The organism is Ideonella lacteola, assembly GCF_038066555.1.
Taxonomy (GTDB): domain Bacteria; phylum Pseudomonadota; class Gammaproteobacteria; order Burkholderiales; family Burkholderiaceae_C; genus Ideonella; species Ideonella lacteola.
Window position 1 is genome coordinate 1 of record NZ_JBBUTG010000007.1, and the last position, 16,692, is coordinate 16,692.

At 65.4% G+C, this 16,692-nt stretch carries 16 protein-coding genes; all 16 read right to left on the reverse strand.

The features are described from left to right. Positions 1-228: 228 nt before the first annotated feature. Positions 229-2,601 carry a TonB-dependent receptor gene (locus tag AACH06_RS13365; protein WP_341426210.1) on the reverse strand — a complete coding sequence of 791 codons (2,373 nt, stop codon included), beginning with the start codon at positions 2,599-2,601 and terminating at the stop codon, positions 229-231. Positions 2,602-2,854: 253 nt separating this feature from the next. Then, on the reverse strand, positions 2,855-3,913 hold the full coding sequence (locus AACH06_RS13370; protein WP_341426211.1) for a LacI family DNA-binding transcriptional regulator: 1,059 nt from the start codon (positions 3,911-3,913) through the stop codon (positions 2,855-2,857). A 7-nt stretch (positions 3,914-3,920) separates the two neighbouring features. Then, the gene (nagZ, locus tag AACH06_RS13375; protein WP_341426212.1) at positions 3,921-4,997 is read right to left on the reverse strand and encodes a beta-N-acetylhexosaminidase; all 1,077 of its coding nucleotides are present in this window, start codon (positions 4,995-4,997) and stop codon (positions 3,921-3,923) included. Next, positions 4,994-5,392 (reverse strand): holo-ACP synthase, encoded by a 399-nt coding sequence (acpS, locus tag AACH06_RS13380; RefSeq protein WP_341426213.1) that lies wholly within the window; start codon positions 5,390-5,392, stop codon positions 4,994-4,996. The genes nagZ and acpS overlap by 4 nt, the downstream gene beginning before the upstream one ends. 18 nt (positions 5,393-5,410) lie before the next feature. After that, positions 5,411-6,205, reverse strand: coding sequence for a pyridoxine 5'-phosphate synthase (locus tag AACH06_RS13385; protein ID WP_341426215.1), 795 nt, complete (start codon positions 6,203-6,205; stop codon positions 5,411-5,413). Next, the gene (gene recO, locus AACH06_RS13390; protein WP_341426216.1) at positions 6,202-6,987 is read right to left on the reverse strand and encodes a DNA repair protein RecO; all 786 of its coding nucleotides are present in this window, start codon (positions 6,985-6,987) and stop codon (positions 6,202-6,204) included. Before recO ends, AACH06_RS13385 begins: the two co-directional genes overlap by 4 nt. 14 nt (positions 6,988-7,001) lie before the next feature. Next, complete coding sequence (gene era / locus AACH06_RS13395) at positions 7,002-7,955, reverse strand: GTPase Era (RefSeq protein ID WP_341426217.1); 954 nt, start codon at positions 7,953-7,955, stop codon at positions 7,002-7,004. A 57-nt stretch (positions 7,956-8,012) separates the two neighbouring features. Beyond that, the gene (gene rnc, locus AACH06_RS13400) at positions 8,013-8,705 is read right to left on the reverse strand and encodes a ribonuclease III (RefSeq protein WP_341426218.1); all 693 of its coding nucleotides are present in this window, start codon (positions 8,703-8,705) and stop codon (positions 8,013-8,015) included. 33 nt (positions 8,706-8,738) lie between these two features. Next, positions 8,739-9,128, reverse strand: coding sequence for a DUF4845 domain-containing protein (locus AACH06_RS13405; RefSeq protein WP_341426219.1), 390 nt, complete (start codon positions 9,126-9,128; stop codon positions 8,739-8,741). A 29-nt stretch (positions 9,129-9,157) separates the two neighbouring features. Next, positions 9,158-10,123, reverse strand: a complete 966-nt coding sequence (gene lepB, locus AACH06_RS13410) for a signal peptidase I (protein WP_341426220.1) — start codon at positions 10,121-10,123, stop codon at positions 9,158-9,160. A gap of 33 nt (positions 10,124-10,156) precedes the next feature. Continuing rightward, positions 10,157-11,965, reverse strand: coding sequence for a translation elongation factor 4 (gene lepA / locus AACH06_RS13415; RefSeq protein WP_341426221.1), 1,809 nt, complete (start codon positions 11,963-11,965; stop codon positions 10,157-10,159). 32 nt (positions 11,966-11,997) lie between these two features. Beyond that, entirely contained in the window at positions 11,998-12,378 is a 381-nt protein-coding gene (locus tag AACH06_RS13420) for a hypothetical protein (protein WP_341426222.1), read from the reverse strand. 137 nt (positions 12,379-12,515) lie between these two features. Beyond that, positions 12,516-14,012 (reverse strand): DegQ family serine endoprotease, encoded by a 1,497-nt coding sequence (locus AACH06_RS13425; RefSeq protein ID WP_341426223.1) that lies wholly within the window; start codon positions 14,010-14,012, stop codon positions 12,516-12,518. 59 nt (positions 14,013-14,071) lie between these two features. After that, a complete protein-coding gene (locus AACH06_RS13430) occupies positions 14,072-15,031 on the reverse strand; it encodes a MucB/RseB C-terminal domain-containing protein (RefSeq protein WP_341426224.1) in 960 nt (319 codons plus the stop codon). A gap of 117 nt (positions 15,032-15,148) precedes the next feature. Continuing rightward, a complete protein-coding gene (locus AACH06_RS13435; protein WP_341426225.1) occupies positions 15,149-15,796 on the reverse strand; it encodes a sigma-E factor negative regulatory protein in 648 nt (215 codons plus the stop codon). Between the two features lie 31 nt (positions 15,797-15,827). After that, positions 15,828-16,442, reverse strand: a complete 615-nt coding sequence (gene rpoE / locus AACH06_RS13440) for an RNA polymerase sigma factor RpoE (RefSeq protein WP_341426226.1) — start codon at positions 16,440-16,442, stop codon at positions 15,828-15,830. Positions 16,443-16,692: the final 250 nt, after the last annotated feature.

Genomic DNA, 16,692 nt, shown 5'->3' on the forward strand with positions numbered 1-16,692 from the left:
GTCCAGGGATGCAGGGCAAGGCGCCCGACGCCGCCCAGGCTGGTGCCTGGGCAAGTTGGGCAACGCCGCCATGCGCCCTGGACGGCCCGTTCCCGAAGGGTTGCCACCAGAACCAGCCGCCCGCAGCGTTGCAAAGCCTCGCCGGGGCCGCACCCCGGCTTCGTTTTGCGCCTTGCGCTCGACCGGTTCTGGTGGCAACGCATCGTGGCTCCGTAGTGTGCACACGCCCTAGAACGTGTACTTCAGGCTGGCCTTCACGCTGCGGCCGTTGACGGAACGGGCTTCGTAGATCGGCGTGCCGCCCGGCGTGCAGCAGCCGTTGTCCTGAGCCTCGCCTTCGGTGAAGCCGATGGTGTTGAACAGGTTGTTGACGCCCACCTGGAGGGTGAGGTTCTGCATGACCTCGTAGTTGGCAAACGCGTTCACCACGGCAAAGCCCGGCAGTTTCACGGTGTTGGCGTTGTCGGCGTAGACGTCGGTCAGGCCGATCACCTGGGCGCCCACTTCGAGGCGATCGAAGGTGTAAGAGGGCGAGATCTGGTACATGAAGGGCGCTTGGCGGCGCGGCTTCTTGCCGTCGTTGGTGCCCCCCTGGATCCGGGCCTGCGTGAAGGTACCACCGCCGACCAGCCTGAAATCACCCAGGCTCCATTGCACCTCGGCCTCGACGCCGGTGGAGTGGTAGGTGTCCTTCAGGTAGCTTTGCGATGTCACTTCGAAGCCGCCGTCTTCCTTGGTCTTCGCGTCGAAGAAGGTGGCCGCGACAGACAGGCCCGGGTACCGGTACTTGATGCCGATTTCCAGCTCGTCGGTCTTGTTTTCAGGGATGGGCTGGGCGCCGCTGGAGATGTCCTTGTTGTTGACCACCGTGCGGTCGGGCGAAGCCCAGCTGGTGCCCTGGCTGTAGCGCGCGAAGGCGGCCAGGTCTTTGCTGAAGGCGTAGTTGCCACCCACCGAATAGGAGGTGGCATCGGTGCTGTTGTGCATCACCGTGCGCGTGGCCGGGTCGTAGGCGGTGTTGTCGGCGTTGCCGTTGATCCAGTAGCCGGTCAGGCGGAGCTTGTCGTAACGGACACTGGCATCGATCGACAGCGGGCCCATGTCCCAGGTGACGGCGCCATAGGGCGCGACCGAGGTGAGGCTGGGCGTTTGGTACCGCATGCAGCAGTAGCCCCAGGTGGCCCCCTGCGCCACCGGAGAGGTGGTGACGTTGCCGTCGTTGTCGAACAGGCGCGGGTTGTTGTCGGTGAGTTCGACGTTGTAGCGGTTCCAGTACCAGGTTTGGTACATGTTCTGCTTGCCGTTGAACAGGCCCCCCAGCAGCGTCAGCTTGTTCTCGTCGCCGAGCGAGATGCCCTTCTGCACGCGCAGGTCGTTGAAGAAGTTGCTCATGTCGTCCAGGTTCGTGTTGAACAGGTGGACGGAGAACACCGGCACGGGGCCTTGGTAGTCGGTGGGCTGGCCGCCCGCGGGGAAGACGCTGATGAAGCGACCCGAGTTCTTGGCGGTGCGCATGCGCTCGGTCACGGTGAGGTCGTTGTCGAGCTTGAAGACGCCCTCGAATCCCAGGGCGACGCTCTTGGCGTGCACACCGTCGGTGGGATCGGTGGAGATCAACTGGCCGTTGCGGTCACGGACGATGTCCTGACCCCAGTTCGATCCCACGAAGTAGGCCTCGCGGGGGTCGATGCCCGGCAGCGGCTTGACCTTGCCGTCGACGACCTGCACCGGCACCTCCATGTAGGGCGGCACGTAGTCGTCCAGGTATTTGAAGGTGGCACGCACGTAGCTGCCCTTGTTGTCCAGCTCCTGCATCAGCGACAGGCGCACCTGGCCCCCGTGCTCGAGGGTGGTGTCGGTGTTGCGCGTGCCCTCGCCGACGCGTTGGTATCCCCCCACCGCCAGATAGGTCTTGGCCCCCAGCTTGGTGCCGAGCACGAAGTCGGCTCGTTGCTGGTAGTAGTCCAGCCCGAGGGTGTAGCCGAAGGCACCGCCCTGGGTCTTGCCGTTGTTGGTGATGAAGTTGATCAGACCGCCCGGCGAGTTGGTGGCCAGGGTGGCGGCTGAGCCGCCGCGGAGCACGTCGATCGATTCGTTGAAGAAGTCCGCACGAACGAAGGTGTCGGGGGTCGAGAACGAGATGTCGCCCACCAGCAGCACGGGCAGTCCGTCTTCCTGCATCTGCACGTAGCGCATGCCTCCGGCCGACAGCGGCAGGCCGCGAACCGTGAGGTTGGCGTTGGCTTCGCCGCCGGTGGACTCGGCCCGGACCCCGGGCACCGCCCGCAGCAGCTCGGAGGTGCTGGACACCGGTGCCTTGGCGATGTCGTCGGCCCCGAGCGAGCTGACCGAGACGCTCTGCTTCATCTTCGTCCGCGCGGTGGAGGTGCCGGTGATGATGAGGCGGTCGAAACCCACCGCGTCCGATGGCGCTGGCTTGGCAGCGTCGGCAGAAGAGGCCTCCTGCGCCCGGGACGCATCGGCCGGCGGTGCGTCGTTGTTGGCGGCCTGGGCCCAGGCGAAGGTGGCGGGCAAAAAGGCCAGGGACACGGCAAGGGCCAGCGGGTGGCGATGCAGCAGGCGGCGCGGGTTGGCGGACATGGGGGTCGCTCCAGTCGAGTTGGTGTGCAGCATGGCGCGTTCCGTCGAGGCCGCACCAAGGTTGTCTCCGACCCGTCGGATCACGCACCTCCAGCGCGCATTTCAACGGGACGGCTCGCAGTGTCGCGGCCATTGCAATCGATTGCAATTCAGTAGAAACACCAATCCAGTGCGTGTCTATCTCTCCTCGTTCAGCTGCCGTAAAGGCTTCTTTGCAATCGATTGCTAAATCGGTGCATTCCGGAAGATGGGGTCAGCGTGAAGCCAGGCCCGTCGAACTGCTGTGCCGGACCACCAGGTTCACCGGCAACTGCCGCGGAGCCTGGGGCTCGCCGCCGATGAGGCGTGTCAAGGCATCCACCAGCTCGACCCCGGCCAACGCGACCGGCTGATGGATGGTGCTCAAGGGAGGCTCGGCATAGGCCGCGAGCGCGATGTCGTCGTAGCCGATCACCGCCACGTCGTCCGGCACCCGCCGGCCCGCACGACGCAGTGCCCGCATGGCCAGGATGGCCAGCAGGTCGCTGCAGGCAAAGACAGCGTCGAAGTGCTCGGCCCCGGCGGCCAGCACCGCATCGATCGCCCTCACCGCGCCCTGCTCTTCGAAGGGCACGGTGTGCACCAGTGCTTCATCGAAGGACACGCCGACCTCGGCGAGCGCGCGGCGATACCCATCCAGCCGCAGCGCCACCTCGGGCAACTGGGCATCGCCCAGGAACAGGATGCGCCGCCGCCCGTGATCGAGCAGGTGCCGCGTCGCCAGGCGCCCCCCGAGTTCGTTGTCGCCCCCGACGGTGCAGTAGAGTTGTTGCGGCAACTGGCCGCCCCAGACCACCACGGGCACGCCGCGTGCGGCCAGCGCATTGAGCTGGTCGTGGTGGCGCCATTGCCCGATCAGCACGATGCCGATGGCGCGGCCGACGTCGTAGAGCGACGAGACGGAATCGAGCGCCTCGGCATCGACGCGCGACAGCAGCATGTCGTAGCCGCGGTCGGTGAGTGCGTCGGCCAGGCTGCCGACCATGGCGAGGAAGAACGGATCGGAGATGTGCTGGCGCGATTGGGCGTCGTACGGAACCACCACCGCGATCGTCTGATTGCGCTGCAGCCGCAGATTCTTGGCGCTCTCGTTGATCGTGTAGTTCAGCGATCGGGCCAGCTCGCCGATGCGACGCCGCGTCTCTTCATTGACCAGCGTGCTGCCGTTGAGGGCCCGCGATACGGTCGACATCGACACGCCCGCCAGGCGCGCAATGTCGGCCATCTGCAGGCGGCGACGGTCGGCCGGGGTGTCGGGGGGCTTGCTGCTCATCACCGTCTCAAAAGGCCAGCAGTTCCAGCGCGCGTTGATAGCGGGCTTCGTGCATCAGCTCGTCCCAAGGCAAGGGGTCGGTCTGGGGCAGCAGCGCGACGCGGCGCGCCTCGCTGTCCGGATCGGCGCTCCAGCGACCGCGCGCCAAGGCCTCGGCCAGGCCATCGAGCAGCGCATCGACCGGCGCGCCCCCATCGACCTTGGACTGGTTGCACAGCAGCACGAGATCGCAGCCGACATTCAGGGCCTCGACCGCGGCATCGGGCGCACTGACCGGTCGCCCGTCGATCACCCGCGCGCCTTCCATGCTGAGGTCGTCGCTGAAGATGGCGCCGGTGAAGCCGAACTGGCCACGCAGGATGTCTTGCAGCCACACCCGCGAAAAGCCCGCAGGGCGGCTGTCGACCTTCGGATAGGTGACGTGGGCAGGCATGACGCTGGCGAGCGTGCTGCTCAGCCACTCATAAGGCTTGGCATCGTCGCTCATGATGGCCCGCTTGCCTCGCTTGTCAACAGGCGCGGCAATGTGGCTGTCAGCCTCGACAAAACCATGACCGGGGAAGTGCTTGCCGCAGTGCCCCATGCCGGCCTGAAGCAGGCCGTGCATCAGGCTCTTGGCGAGCAGCGTGGCCACACGGGCGTCGCGATGAAAGGCCCGGTCGCCGATGATGACACTGTGGCCATGGTCGAGGTCGAGCACCGGCGTGAAGCTCAGGTCGACACCACAGGCGCGCAGCTCGGCAGCCAGCACGTAGCCCGCCGCGCTGGCTGCGTCGGTGGCTTTCATCGCGTCCTTCATCCACAGCTCGCCGAGCGAGCGCATCGGTGGCAGGTGGGTGAAACCGTCGGTCTTGAAGCGCTGCACGCGGCCGCCTTCGTGGTCCACACAGACCAGAAGGTCGGGCCGAATGGCTTTCGCCTCCGCGGCCACGGCGGTCAATTGGGCGCGGTTCTCGAAATGACGCGCGAAGAAGATCAGCCCGCCCGTGAGCGGATGGGCCAAGCGGCGGCGGTCATTCGCATCGAGTTGCGGGCCAGCGATGTCGAGGACGACGGGGGAGTGCGTGGAGGCGTGGTCGGTCATGAGGGTTCGGTTTCGATGACGACGAAACTGACCGCGTAGTCGGTTTCGTCGCTGAGGCTCACCTGCGCGCGCAGGCGGCGTTCGGCGAACCAGTCGGCCAGTTCGCCATGGAGTTGGATGAACGGCTGCCCGCCGGGCTGGTTCAGGATTTCGCAGGCGTGCCAATGCATCGGATGACACATGCCCAGGCCGATGGCCTTGGAGAAAGCCTCTTTGGCGGAGAAGCGGCTGCCCAGATAGGCCAGCCCCCGCGCTTCGACTTGCGCGCGCCGGTGACGGTAGATCGTCAGCTCGGCAGGCCCCAGCACCGTTTCGGCGAATCGCTCGCCGCGGCGCTCCAGCGTGGCGGCGATGCGGCGCAGGTCGCAGACGTCGGTACCGATGCCGAAGATCATGGGTGCTGGTGCGGCGAATCAGCGCTGCGGGCCGGCCGCATGGATCGCCTTGAGGTACCCCCGGATGGTCTCGGCATAGCCCAGTTCGAGCGCATCGGCGATCAGCGCATGGCCGATCGACACCTCGCTGACCCCAGGCACCTCGCGCAGGAAGGCGGTCAGGTTGTCGCGGTTCAAATCGTGGCCCGCGTTGACCCCCAGGCCCACCGCCAGTGCGGCCCGGGCGGCGGCAGCGAAGCCTGCCCGCACCTCGGCCTCGCGAGGGGTGCCGAAAGCGCTGGCGTAGCTTTCGGTGTAGAGCTCGACGCGATCTGCCCCCACGTCGCGTGCGAGCGCCATCGCGGCCGGATCGGGGTCCATGAACAGGCTGACGCGCACGCCAAGCGTGTGGCACTCGTCGATCAGCGGCCTCAGCGCCTGGGCGTCTCGCTTCAGGTCGTAGCCATGGTCGGAGGTGAATTGGCCTACGCTGTCGGGGACGAAGGTGGCCTGGTGCGGGCGCACCGCGCGCACGAAGTCCATCAGGTTGTGCTGCGGGTTGCCTTCGATGTTGTATTCGACCTGCGGCCAGGCTGTGAGCAAGGCGGCCAGGTCATGGACATCGTGGGCTCGGATGTGGCGCTCGTCCGGCCTGGGGTGGACGGTGATGCCATCCGCCCCGGCTTCGAGCACCAGCGTGGCCGCGCGCGTGACGCTGGGGATGCCCAGGTGCCGGGTGTTGCGCAGCAGCGCCACCTTGTTCAGGTTGACCGACAAGGCGGTGCGGCCGAGTGACTCGGGGCCGTGCGATTCGGGGGCGACGAGGGGGTTCATGGCATGTCCTGGCGGGGCACGTCGAGCCACTGCTGTTGCGCGTCGATCATGACCTCGCGTGTGCGAAGGCGTGAGGTTCCCAGATGATAGTGAAGCAAGGCCCGCAACGCGGCTTTCAGCGCGCCGCCGCCTTCGGCGCAGGCGGCCTGCAGCACCGCCATCTCGCCCTCGTCCAGGGCCCGCTGGAGCCGCTGCAGCAGGCTGCCGGTCATGGCGGCGTCACCCGGGCCCGCCTCGACCACGCCGATCTCCGGACGCAGCAGGCAGCCGCCCTCCGCCGGGACCGGCCGCAAGGTGGCGGTGAAGTGATCCAGTTGCGGCAGCAGGCCGATCTCGCGCAGCAGCACCAACTCGAAAGCGCGCAGCGCAGCAGGCGTGAGCAACTCGTCCGACGCGGCCAGCGCAGGCAGCGTGGCGGCATAGGCGTCGAACAGGACAGGGTGAGGATCCTGGCGTGCCAGCAGCTTCATCAGCAGCTCGTTCAGGTAGAAGCCGGAGAACAGCGCGACGCCCGCAAGCATCGGCCCGCCTCCCGCCCATTCGGCACTGCGCAAGGTGACGATGTCGGGGGCCTCGTCCTTCGCCGCCTGGCTCACCGAGACCAGTACCCGCTGGAACGGCAACAGCGCCGGGCGCAGCTGCGAATAAGGCCGCTTGGCGCCCTTGGCCACGGCGGCCAGGCGGCCGCGGTCGCGCGTGAAGAGATCCAGGATGAGGCTGGTTTCGCTCCAGTCGTAGCGGTGCAGCACGAAGGCGGCACTGGCCTGGGCGGATCGGGCCACTGATCGGCCCGCTCTCACTCGTAGCCGTAGCTGCGCAGGTGCTCTTCGCTGTCGGCCCAACCCGAGCGCACCTTCACCCACAGCTCCAGGAAGACCTTCGCCTCCATCAGGCGCTCCATTTCCTGGCGCGCCTCACTGCCGATGCGTTTGAGCCGCTCGCCCTTGTCGCCGATGATCATGCCCTTGTGGGCATCGCGCTCGACCACGATCGATGCGCTGATGCGGCGACGCTGGCCGCCCTCTTCTTCCTCCCACTTGTCGATCACGACGGTAGAGGTGTACGGAAGTTCGTCGCCGGTCAGTCGAAACAGCTTCTCCCGAATGATCTCGCTGGCGAGGAACTTCTCGCTGCGGTCGGTGAGCATGTCCTCGTCGTAATACCAGGGCTGCTCGGGCAGGTAGGGCTTGAGGATGGCGAACAGCCGATCGACATCGGCCATCTTGTGCGCCGACATCGGCACGTACTCGGCGAAGGTGTGGCGATCCTGCATGCCTTTGAGCCAGGGCAGCAGGTCGGTTCGCCGCTGCACGGCGTCGAGCTTGTTGGCAATCAAGACGACCGGCTTGTGCTTGAGCCCTTCACCCTGCAGCAGGGCGAGCACTTTGGCGTCGTCCATGCCAAATCGGCCCGCCTCGACCAGGAACAACACCACATCGACGTCCGACAACGTGCCCACCACGGCCCGATTGAGCGAGCGGTTGAGCGCCGCCGAGTGCTTGGTCTGAAAGCCGGGAGTATCGACGAAGACGAACTGCGCCTCTTCCACGGTCCGCACGCCGGTGATGCGGTGACGCGTGGTCTGCGCCTTGTTCGACGTGATGCTGATCTTCTGCCCGACCAGCGCATTCATCAGCGTGGACTTGCCCACATTGGGCCGGCCCACGATGGCGATCAGGCCGCAGCGTTGGGCCGGGTTGGAGACACCGCTGGTGGCGCCGGGATCAGGGGAAGGGGATGAAGCGTCCACGAAAAGCATTGTGCTGCGGCACCCGCCCGGTCGTCGACCGGTCGAAATGCCAGGTTGTCAGCCGCGGCCGCCTTCGGCGCGCAGCAGTTGATCGAGCAGAGCCTGTGCCGCCTCTTGCTCGGCCGCGCGACGCGACTTGCCCTCGCCGCGCGCACTGCGCTCAAGGGCCGGTACGCTCGCCTCGACCTCAAATGTCTGCGCATGCGCCTGACCGCGCGTCGCGACGATGCGGTAGGTGGGCACCGCCAGCTTGCGCGCCTGCAGCCATTCCTGCAACTCCGTCTTGGCGTCCTTGCGCCAGCTGTCCACGGTCGTGCTGGTGATGGTTTCGCCCAGCAGCCGCGCCACCAGGGCCTGGGCCGCGTCGCCGCCGCCATCGAGGTAGACTGCGCCGATCACCGCCTCCATGGCATCGGCCAGGATCGAAGGGCGCTGCGCGCCGCCGCCGCGGGCCTCGCCTTCGGACAGGCGCAGCACCTCAGGCAGACGCAGGGCCAGGGCCAGCTTGTACAACGAGTCTTCACGCACCAGATGGGCGCGGACGCGGGTCAAGTCACCCTCGTCCGATCCGCCGAAGCGATCGAACAACAGGCTCGAGACGGCGAGGCTCAGCACCGCGTCGCCGAGGAACTCCAGCCGTTCGTTGTGTTCGGCGCCGAAACTGCGGTGGGTGAGCGCCCGCAGCAGCAAATCGGGCCGCCGAAAGCGGTAATCCAGGCGCTGCTGAAGCGCGTCCTGTTTTGCATCCATGAATGCCAATGCCGGGGCCTTGCCGGCGCCGACTCAGTGACCGCCGGTGCTGTACCGGTACTTGATCAGCAGGAAGACGGGCCCGACCAGTTCGACTTCGTCGTCGTACGCGAACCCCACGCGGAACGTGTCACCCTGGGCTTCGATCTCCAGGTCTTCGCCCTTGATCATGTCCTGGATGTACTCGATGTCGCGCTGCCGGTTGAACGCATTGCGAATGCCGGGCACCGAGTTGGGCCGAGGCTCGGCGCGCATGACCTTGTCGACCGACTGGCGCGTGGTGATGTACTTCTGCACCGACGGGTACACGCGCAGCAGGAGCAGACCCACCATGGCCACGGCGACGGCCCAGAACAGCATGCCAAACAGGCTCAGGCCACGTTGGCGGCGGGCCGATGACGCTTTCGAAGACGCGAAACTCATGACGCTGAATGCTCCTCGTTGGTGGCAGGTCATTGGAACGGGCCGAAGCGCCCCAGATTACTGAAATTCATCCAGATGAAGAAGGCCCGGCCGACCAGATTCTCGTCGGGGACGAAGCCCCAGTACCGCGAATCCTGCGAATTGTCACGGTTGTCGCCCATCACGAAGTAGTGGCCGTCGGGCACCTTGCACGTCACGCCTTCAGCGCTGTAGGTGCAGTTCTTCTGGTACGGAAACACGGTGATGGGACGGAAGAGCTGGCCCGGGCCTTTTTCGTGCTGGATGCGGTGCTCCACGTCACCCAGCTTCTCGCGCAGGATGTTCATGTAGCGCATGCGCTCTTCGTCGTAGCCGTCGCCCGCCGGCGTGTGCGCCACCACCTGCCCGTTGAGCTTGAGCTCGTGGTTGGCGTAGCTGATCTCGTCGCCGGGCAAACCGACCACGCGCTTGATGTAGTCGATGCGCGGGTCGACCGGGTAGTGGAACACCACCACGTCGCCTCGCTTGGGGTCGTTGTTGGCGATGATCTTGGTGTTCAGCACCGGCAGCCGAATGCCGTAGTGGAACTTGTTGACCAGGATCAGATCGCCCACTTCCAGCGTCGGGATCATCGAGCCGGACGGGATCTTGAACGGCTCGAACAGGAACGAGCGCAGCAGGAAGACGACGATGATCACCGGGAACAGGCCGGCGGTCCAGTCGAGCCACCAGGGCTGCATCAGCAACCGGACCCGCGCTTCTTCGAGGTTGCCGTCGACCTGCTTGATGCCCTTGCTGGCCAGATCCGCGCGGCGTGCGGCATCCTGCTCTTCCAGGCGGCGTGCTGCCGCCTCACGGCGGGGCCGGAAATGAAAGCGCTCGGCCAGCCAGTAAAAGAACGTGACGAACGACAGGATGAACAGCAGCAACGAGAAGTTGCCCACCCATTTGTCCATGTACCAGCCGCCGAGGTAAACGATCAGAGCGCCGTACAACGCGGCGGTGAGGTAGCTCATGGGAAGGGGTTGCCGTAAGTTGGATGCTTGTTGTCAGTCGTCGACCTGCAGGATGGCGAGGAAGGCCTCCTGGGGCACCTCGACCGTCCCGATCTGCTTCATGCGTTTCTTGCCCGCCTTCTGCTTCTCCAGCAGCTTGCGCTTGCGGGTGATGTCGCCGCCGTAGCATTTTGCCAGCACGTTCTTGCGCAACGCCTTGATGTTCTCGCGGGCGATGATGTTGGCGCCGATGGCCGCCTGGATCGCCACGTCGTACATCTGACGCGGGATCTGCTCTCGCATCTTTGCGGCGACAGCACGCCCGCGGTACTGGCTTTGGGCGCGGTGGACGATCATGGCCAGCGGATCGACTCGGTCGCCGTTGATCAGGATGTCGACCTTCACCACATCGGCCGAGCGGTACTCCTTGAACTCGTAGTCCATCGACGCGTAGCCGCGCGAGATCGACTTCAGCTTGTCGAAGAAGTCGAGCACGATCTCGGCCAACGGCAACTCATAGGTCAGCATGACCTGCTTGCCGTGGTAGGCCATGTTCAGCTGGATGCCGCGCTTCTGGTTGCACAGCGTCATCACCGGGCCGACGTAATCCTGCGGCATGTACAGATGCACGGTCACGATGGGCTCGCGAATCTCGCGGATACGGCCCTGGTCCGGCATCTTGCTCGGGTTCTCCACCTCGATGACCTCGCCGTCGCCCAGCTCGACCTCGTAGACGACGCTCGGGGCCGTGGTGACGAGGTCTTGGTCGAACTCGCGCTCCAGCCGCTCTTGCACGATCTCCATGTGCAGCAGCCCCAGGAAGCCGCAACGGAAGCCAAAGCCAAGCGCCTGCGACACCTCAGGCTCGAAGCGCAGCGAACTGTCGTTGAGCTTGAGCTTCTCCAGCGCGTCACGCAACTGGTCGTACTCGCTGGCCTCGGTGGGATACAGGCCCGCGAAGACCTGAGGCTGGATTTCCTTGAACCCCGGCAGGGCCTGCGTGGCGGGGCCTGCATTGTTGGGCAGCTTCTTTTCCAGCGTGACGGTGTCACCCACCTTGGCGGCGGCCAGCTCCTTGATGCCCGCGATGATGAAGCCCACCTCGCCTGCCCGGAGCATGTCCCGGTTCTCGCTCTTGGGTGTGAACACACCCATGTGCTCGATGGGATAGACGGTGTTCGTCGCCATCATCCGGATTCGGTCGCCCTTGGCCAGTTGGCCATCGACGACGCGCACCAGCATGACCACGCCCACATAGTTGTCGAACCAGGCGTCGATGATCATCGCCCGCGGCGGGCCGACAGGATCACCCTTGGGCGCTGGCATGCGCGTGATCACGGCTTCGAGGATGTCGTCGATGCCGAGACCGGTCTTGGCTGAACAGGGAATCGCATCGGCAGCGTCGATGCCGATCACGTCCTCGATCTCTTCCTTGGCGCGCTCGGGATCGGCCTGCGGCAGATCCATCTTGTTGAGCACCGGCACGACCTCGACACCCAGCTCGATCGCGGTGTAGCAGTTGGCGACCGTCTGCGCCTCCACGCCCTGACTGGCGTCGACCACCAGCAATGCGCCCTCGCAGGCCGACAACGATCGGCTCACTTCATACGAGAAGTCGACGTGCCCCGGTGTGTCGATCAGATTGAGGTTGTAGGTCTGACCGTTGCGGGCGGTGTATTGCAGTGCCGCGGTCTGCGCCTTGATCGTGATGCCCCGCTCGCGTTCGATGTCCATCGAATCGAGCACCTGCGCCTCCATCTCTCGGTCACTCAAGCCACCGCAGCGCTGGATGATCCGATCAGCCAGCGTGCTCTTGCCGTGGTCGATGTGGGCAATGATGGAGAAGTTGCGGATGTGGTCCATGAGACTGGGGACGGAGCTTCCTGCGGATGGCTTCAACGACTGAGGCGTCGCACGGAAAGCTCGAATCGCGAAGCGATGTGAAGGCCCGCCGGGTGGGGCCAGACATAAAAAAAAGGCACGTCCAAAAATGGAGACGCGCCTTCCAACAAAAACGTATGGCAACTGCTTGTTGGGCCTTCATTGTAGCCAAAAGGCCCCCGCTGCAAGCCGCGTATTTCCTGGGTTGGCGCTCGTTGCAGGGTGCCAACAGCGAAATCTTTCAACAGTTTATCCACAACCTGTTGTGCATACCCTGGGGACAGTTTTACGGACCTCCAGAACATGCCAAAGCGCTCACTAAACAGCAGATTGCGGGTGTCATTGTATCCGTCCACAGCCGCAATCCAGGTCACCCAATAAATGTTTGTTGGCACACACAAACTTATCCGTCGCAACGGAGCGACGAGCAGCAAGTGACATGCCAATCGGCCTGGTCTGAAACACTCCCACGACGTGAAAAGACCCGCCACCCCAGTCGGGCAGCGGGTCTCTCAAATCGCCCGGAGATGGATCAGCGGGTCGGCCGGATGACGATGTAGTTCACCCAGTCGCCACGGCGCACCAGCAAGGTCACCGCCTTGTCCTTGTTGAGCTTTCCGACGACGACACCGAACTGCTTCACGTCGGCCACCTCCGTGTTGTCGATCGAGAGGATCACGTCACCCTCACGGATGCCAGCCCGCGCGGCAGCACCTTCGACGGCCTCGACCCGAACGCCTCCTCGGACCTTCAGTTCCTTCTTCTGCGCGTCGGTCAGTTCGGCCACGGTCAAGCCCAGGTGTGCCTTGGCCGCCGACGACGACGGCGTCTCGGCCGGCGTCGGGGTGCGCGACTTCGCGCTGTCGGCTTCCAATTCAGCCACCGTCAAGGTGATGTCCTTGTAGGCGCCACGGCGGAACACCTGCAGGGTTGACTTGGTACCGGGCTTGGTGGCGCCGATCATGCGTTGCAGATCGACCGACTTCTCCACCTGACGGCCATCGACCTTCACGATGATGTCGCCCGCCTCGATGCCGGCCTTCTCCGCCGGTGTGCCCTGCTCGACGCTTTGCACCAGCGCACCCACCGGCTTGCCCAGACCGATCGACTCGGCCACTTCCTTGGTGACGGGGCCGATGCGCACGCCGATGCGGCCGCGGACCACGCGGCCCCCCGCGCGAAGTTGATCGGCCACGCGCATCGCCTCGTCGATCGGGATCGCGAAGGAGATGCCGGCATAGGCACCCGAGGGGCTGTAGATCTGGGAGTTGATGCCCACGACCTCGCCGCGCAGGTTGAGCAACGGGCCGCCCGAGTTGCCCGGGTTCACTGCCACGTCGGTTTGCAGCAGCGGCACATAGTCACCCGTGTCTCGCTGCTTCGCGCTGACGATGCCGGCTGTCACCGTGTTCTCGAGGTTGAATGGCGAGCCGATCGCCATCACCCATTCGCCCACGCGAAGCTTGTTCACGTCGCCGATCTTCACGGCCGGCAGCCCGGACGCTTCGATCTTGACCACGGCCACGTCGGTGCGTGTGTCGGCACCGATGACCTTGGCCTTGAACTCACGCTTGTCGGTCAGGGTGACGATGAGCTCGTCGGCGCCTTCCACGACGTGCGCGTTGGTCATCACAAAGCCATCTGCGCTCAGGATGAAGCCCGAGCCCACGCCACGGCGCTGCGGGAGATCGTCATCCTCGTCGTCGTTGTTTCCGCGCGGATTGCGGCCGCCGGGCATGGGGATCCCGAATCGCCGGAAAAACTCCTCCAGATTCGGATCCACCTGCGCATTGCCACGGCCCGCGCGTTTGGCCTTTTCACTGGTGCGGATGTTGACCACCGAGGGCCCGACCATTTCGGCCAGGTCCGCAAAGTCGGGCATGGCGCGCAACTGGGGCTGCGCCTGCGGCTGAGCCGACGCGGGCGCCGGCTGAAGCAGTGCGAAAGTGGCTGCCAGCGAAAGGGTTGCGGCAGCGAACAAGCCACGCGGAGCGCGGCGACCGGCCATCGTGATGGCTTGGGATTGCATGGGTTCTCCTTGAAGAACGGCGAGGGATAGACAAGTCTGCCGCCCGCCCACCACGGACCCTAACGTTTGCGTTCGAGTGCCGTAGCGAACTGCTTGAGGGTATCGATGGGTACGTCGCCCATCACGGTGACCCACTGGTCGTCCCGGCGGGTCATCAGCGTGTGCGTCGCACCGATCGAACCGACGACCTCGCCTTGGTGTCGCTTCGAATCAAAAGGTTCGACGAAAAGTGACACATGCGTGAGGCCGTCCGAGTAAATCGACTGCAACACGACAGGCGCAGAAGGTCCGCCATTGGGATCAAGCGTGCGTTTGGCGCACTGCACTTGGCGAAATCCCGAAGGCAGGCTGGCCAGACGCCAGCCCTCGCTGTCCAGGCTGGTCGGCAGCACGGCGGGCCGAACCACACGATACCCATCCAGTCGCCGCAAGGGCTCCAGGATCATCGCCGGCCGAGGCTTGCCGCCCAGGGCCAGCTCGGAGAAAGCGGCCGACTCCAGCATTTGCCCATTGGGCGCGAGGATGTCCGCCCGCAACAGCAGGCCCGTCTGGCGTTCGGCCCAAAGCCGCTGGCTGAATCTCAGCCCATCGCGGGCGCGCAACAACGCGACTTCGGCCTCATAGCCGGCGATGCGGTCGACGCCCAGGGGGCGCAGTTCGTACGATTCGAGCACCCGCAGGTCGCCACCGGCCACCACCGCCGGAAAGGTCGCCCGCACGTCGCGTTGCTCGACCACCGCCACGCGGGCTCGCGGCCACACGGTGTGGACGACCTCGTTGTGGCGCAGCATGCTGCGGGCTTCGCCGTCGAGCGCAACCACGCTCTCGTATTGCTGATCCCCATCGGCAAAGTGGGTGACACGGGAACTGGTGACGGACGTGGCCGTGCTGACGACCAAGGTGCCGTGGTAGTTGCGTTGGGAGGCTGCTTCGTGCAAGCGCGTCAACCAACTGCGTGCGTCGAGCGCGCGGGCCCTGGCTTCAGCCCCCGGCGCACCGGTGTCTTGCGACCAAGCCAACGAAGGCCAGGTACAGGCCGCCGCGAGGCTGGCGGCCGAAATGCGCCGCACCCAAAGAGCGCAGCCGCCTTTCCTCAACCGAACACTCACCGGCACACGCGAGGTCATGATGCGCGATCAGCGCCCATCCGGCGTGACCGCCACCTGACGCACCCCGCCCGGCACGCTCAACGCTGAGCTTTGGGCGAACTGGCGGTGCGCATTCAGATATCGATCGAGCTCTGGGTTGCGAATCATGTCACCGACCTGAACGGCACTCGCACCGGCCCCGGCGCCGACAGCCACCATGGAGGGCGCTGCCTGCGTCGAAGCGGGAACGGCCGCCAGCGTCGCGCCCGACGACACCGAGGGCTGGGGGCCCGACGAGCTCATCACCACCAGCGCCCCCGTGACCATCACGCCCGCTGCCATTGCCATCGGCGCGGCCCAGCGCTGGCGTCGGCCGCCGGCCACGGCCTGGATCGGGAGGGCCACCGGCGCGGCCAGCGGCTCGACCCGGGACGGCGCCAACACGACCGGCTCCTGGGCCAGTCGCTGGCGCAGGGCCAGCAAAAACGCCTGATCGTGCTGTGCGTCGCTGGCGAGATCGTCGGACCGCATGACATCACCGATCAGCTGATAGCTGTGCCATCGGGCGCGCAGCGACGCGTCGTCTCGCCAGCCGTCAAAGGTGGCAGCTGCCTCGTGGGCACTCGCTTCGCCGTCACACAGCGCCGAGAGCTGCAACCAACGGCGTTCGTTCGATTCGTCAACAGGATGGGTCATGGGAACACTCCAGTCTCGGCGTATTCGGTCTTCACCAGCGCTCGCCGTCGCGCGTGTCCAGCAATGGGCGCAACCGCTGTGCGATCGCTTCGCGGGCACGGAAGATCCGTGACCGCACGGTGCCGATGGGGCAATTCATCACATCCGCAATTTCTTCGTAGCTCAGACCCTCGATTTCCCGCAGGGTGATGGCCTGCCGCAAATCCTCTGACAAGGCTTCGATGGCCGCGTTCACCGTGGCAGCGATTTCCTTGCTGGCCAGCAGAGCATCTGGCGTGGCCATGTCGCTTGGTTCCAATCCTCGGCGCGAAGTTTCATCGTCGTCATCGCCGCCGCTCAGGGCGGCGTCGGTCACCAAGGGGTCGCGCTTTAGGTCGACGAGTGCCTTCTTCGCCGTGTTGACCGCGATCCGGTAGAGCCAGGTATAGAAGGCGCTCTCTCCTCGGAACTGCGGCAGCGCGCGATAGGCGCGGATGAAGGACTCCTGGGCGATGTCGGCCACGAGATCCACATCGCGCACCATCCGGCCAATCAGCCGCTCGATACGGCGCTGGTACTTCACGACCAGCAGTTCGAAGGCGCGAACGTCACCCTGCTTGACGCGCTCGACCAGCGCGGCGTCGACGTCGGGGCCTGCGGCAGTCATGCGAGGCCCTCCGGTACGCTGGTGCGAGCCGAAGGGCCATTGGGCGCTGGCTGTCGCAGTGCCACCTGCAAGCCATGCCAACCGCTTTCGTCATCACGACGCTGAATGGGCAACCAAAGCCGCTCGCCCATCACCGTTCGAGCACTCAAAAGCATGAAGCGGGCCAGGCGAAGCTCGACTCTGACCAGGTCAAGTGCGATCAACCGACCGGGTCCACCCGGGGTATGGAGATGTCTCAAATGCCAGCCTG

What these genes read in the sequence shown, in the direction of transcription:
- acpS (WP_341426213.1), bottom strand. Translation starts at nt 5,392, where the DNA reads ATGATCTTCGGCATCGGTACCGACGTCTGCGACCTGCGCCGCATCGCC.
- AACH06_RS13365 (WP_341426210.1), bottom strand. Translation starts at nt 2,601, where the DNA reads ATGTCCGCCAACCCGCGCCGCCTGCTGCATCGCCACCCGCTGGCCCTT.
- rnc (WP_341426218.1), bottom strand. Translation starts at nt 8,705, where the DNA reads ATGGATGCAAAACAGGACGCGCTTCAGCAGCGCCTGGATTACCGCTTT.
- AACH06_RS13370 (WP_341426211.1), bottom strand. Translation starts at nt 3,913, where the DNA reads ATGAGCAGCAAGCCCCCCGACACCCCGGCCGACCGTCGCCGCCTGCAG.
- AACH06_RS13385 (WP_341426215.1), bottom strand. Translation starts at nt 6,205, where the DNA reads ATGAACCCCCTCGTCGCCCCCGAATCGCACGGCCCCGAGTCACTCGGC.
- lepB (WP_341426220.1), bottom strand. Translation starts at nt 10,123, where the DNA reads ATGAGCTACCTCACCGCCGCGTTGTACGGCGCTCTGATCGTTTACCTC.
- lepA (WP_341426221.1), bottom strand. Translation starts at nt 11,965, where the DNA reads ATGGACCACATCCGCAACTTCTCCATCATTGCCCACATCGACCACGGC.
- nagZ (WP_341426212.1), bottom strand. Translation starts at nt 4,997, where the DNA reads ATGACCGACCACGCCTCCACGCACTCCCCCGTCGTCCTCGACATCGCT.
- rpoE (WP_341426226.1), bottom strand. Translation starts at nt 16,442, where the DNA reads ATGACTGCCGCAGGCCCCGACGTCGACGCCGCGCTGGTCGAGCGCGTC.
- AACH06_RS13425 (WP_341426223.1), bottom strand. Translation starts at nt 14,012, where the DNA reads ATGCAATCCCAAGCCATCACGATGGCCGGTCGCCGCGCTCCGCGTGGC.
- AACH06_RS13435 (WP_341426225.1), bottom strand. Translation starts at nt 15,796, where the DNA reads ATGACCCATCCTGTTGACGAATCGAACGAACGCCGTTGGTTGCAGCTC.
- AACH06_RS13405 (WP_341426219.1), bottom strand. Translation starts at nt 9,128, where the DNA reads ATGAGTTTCGCGTCTTCGAAAGCGTCATCGGCCCGCCGCCAACGTGGC.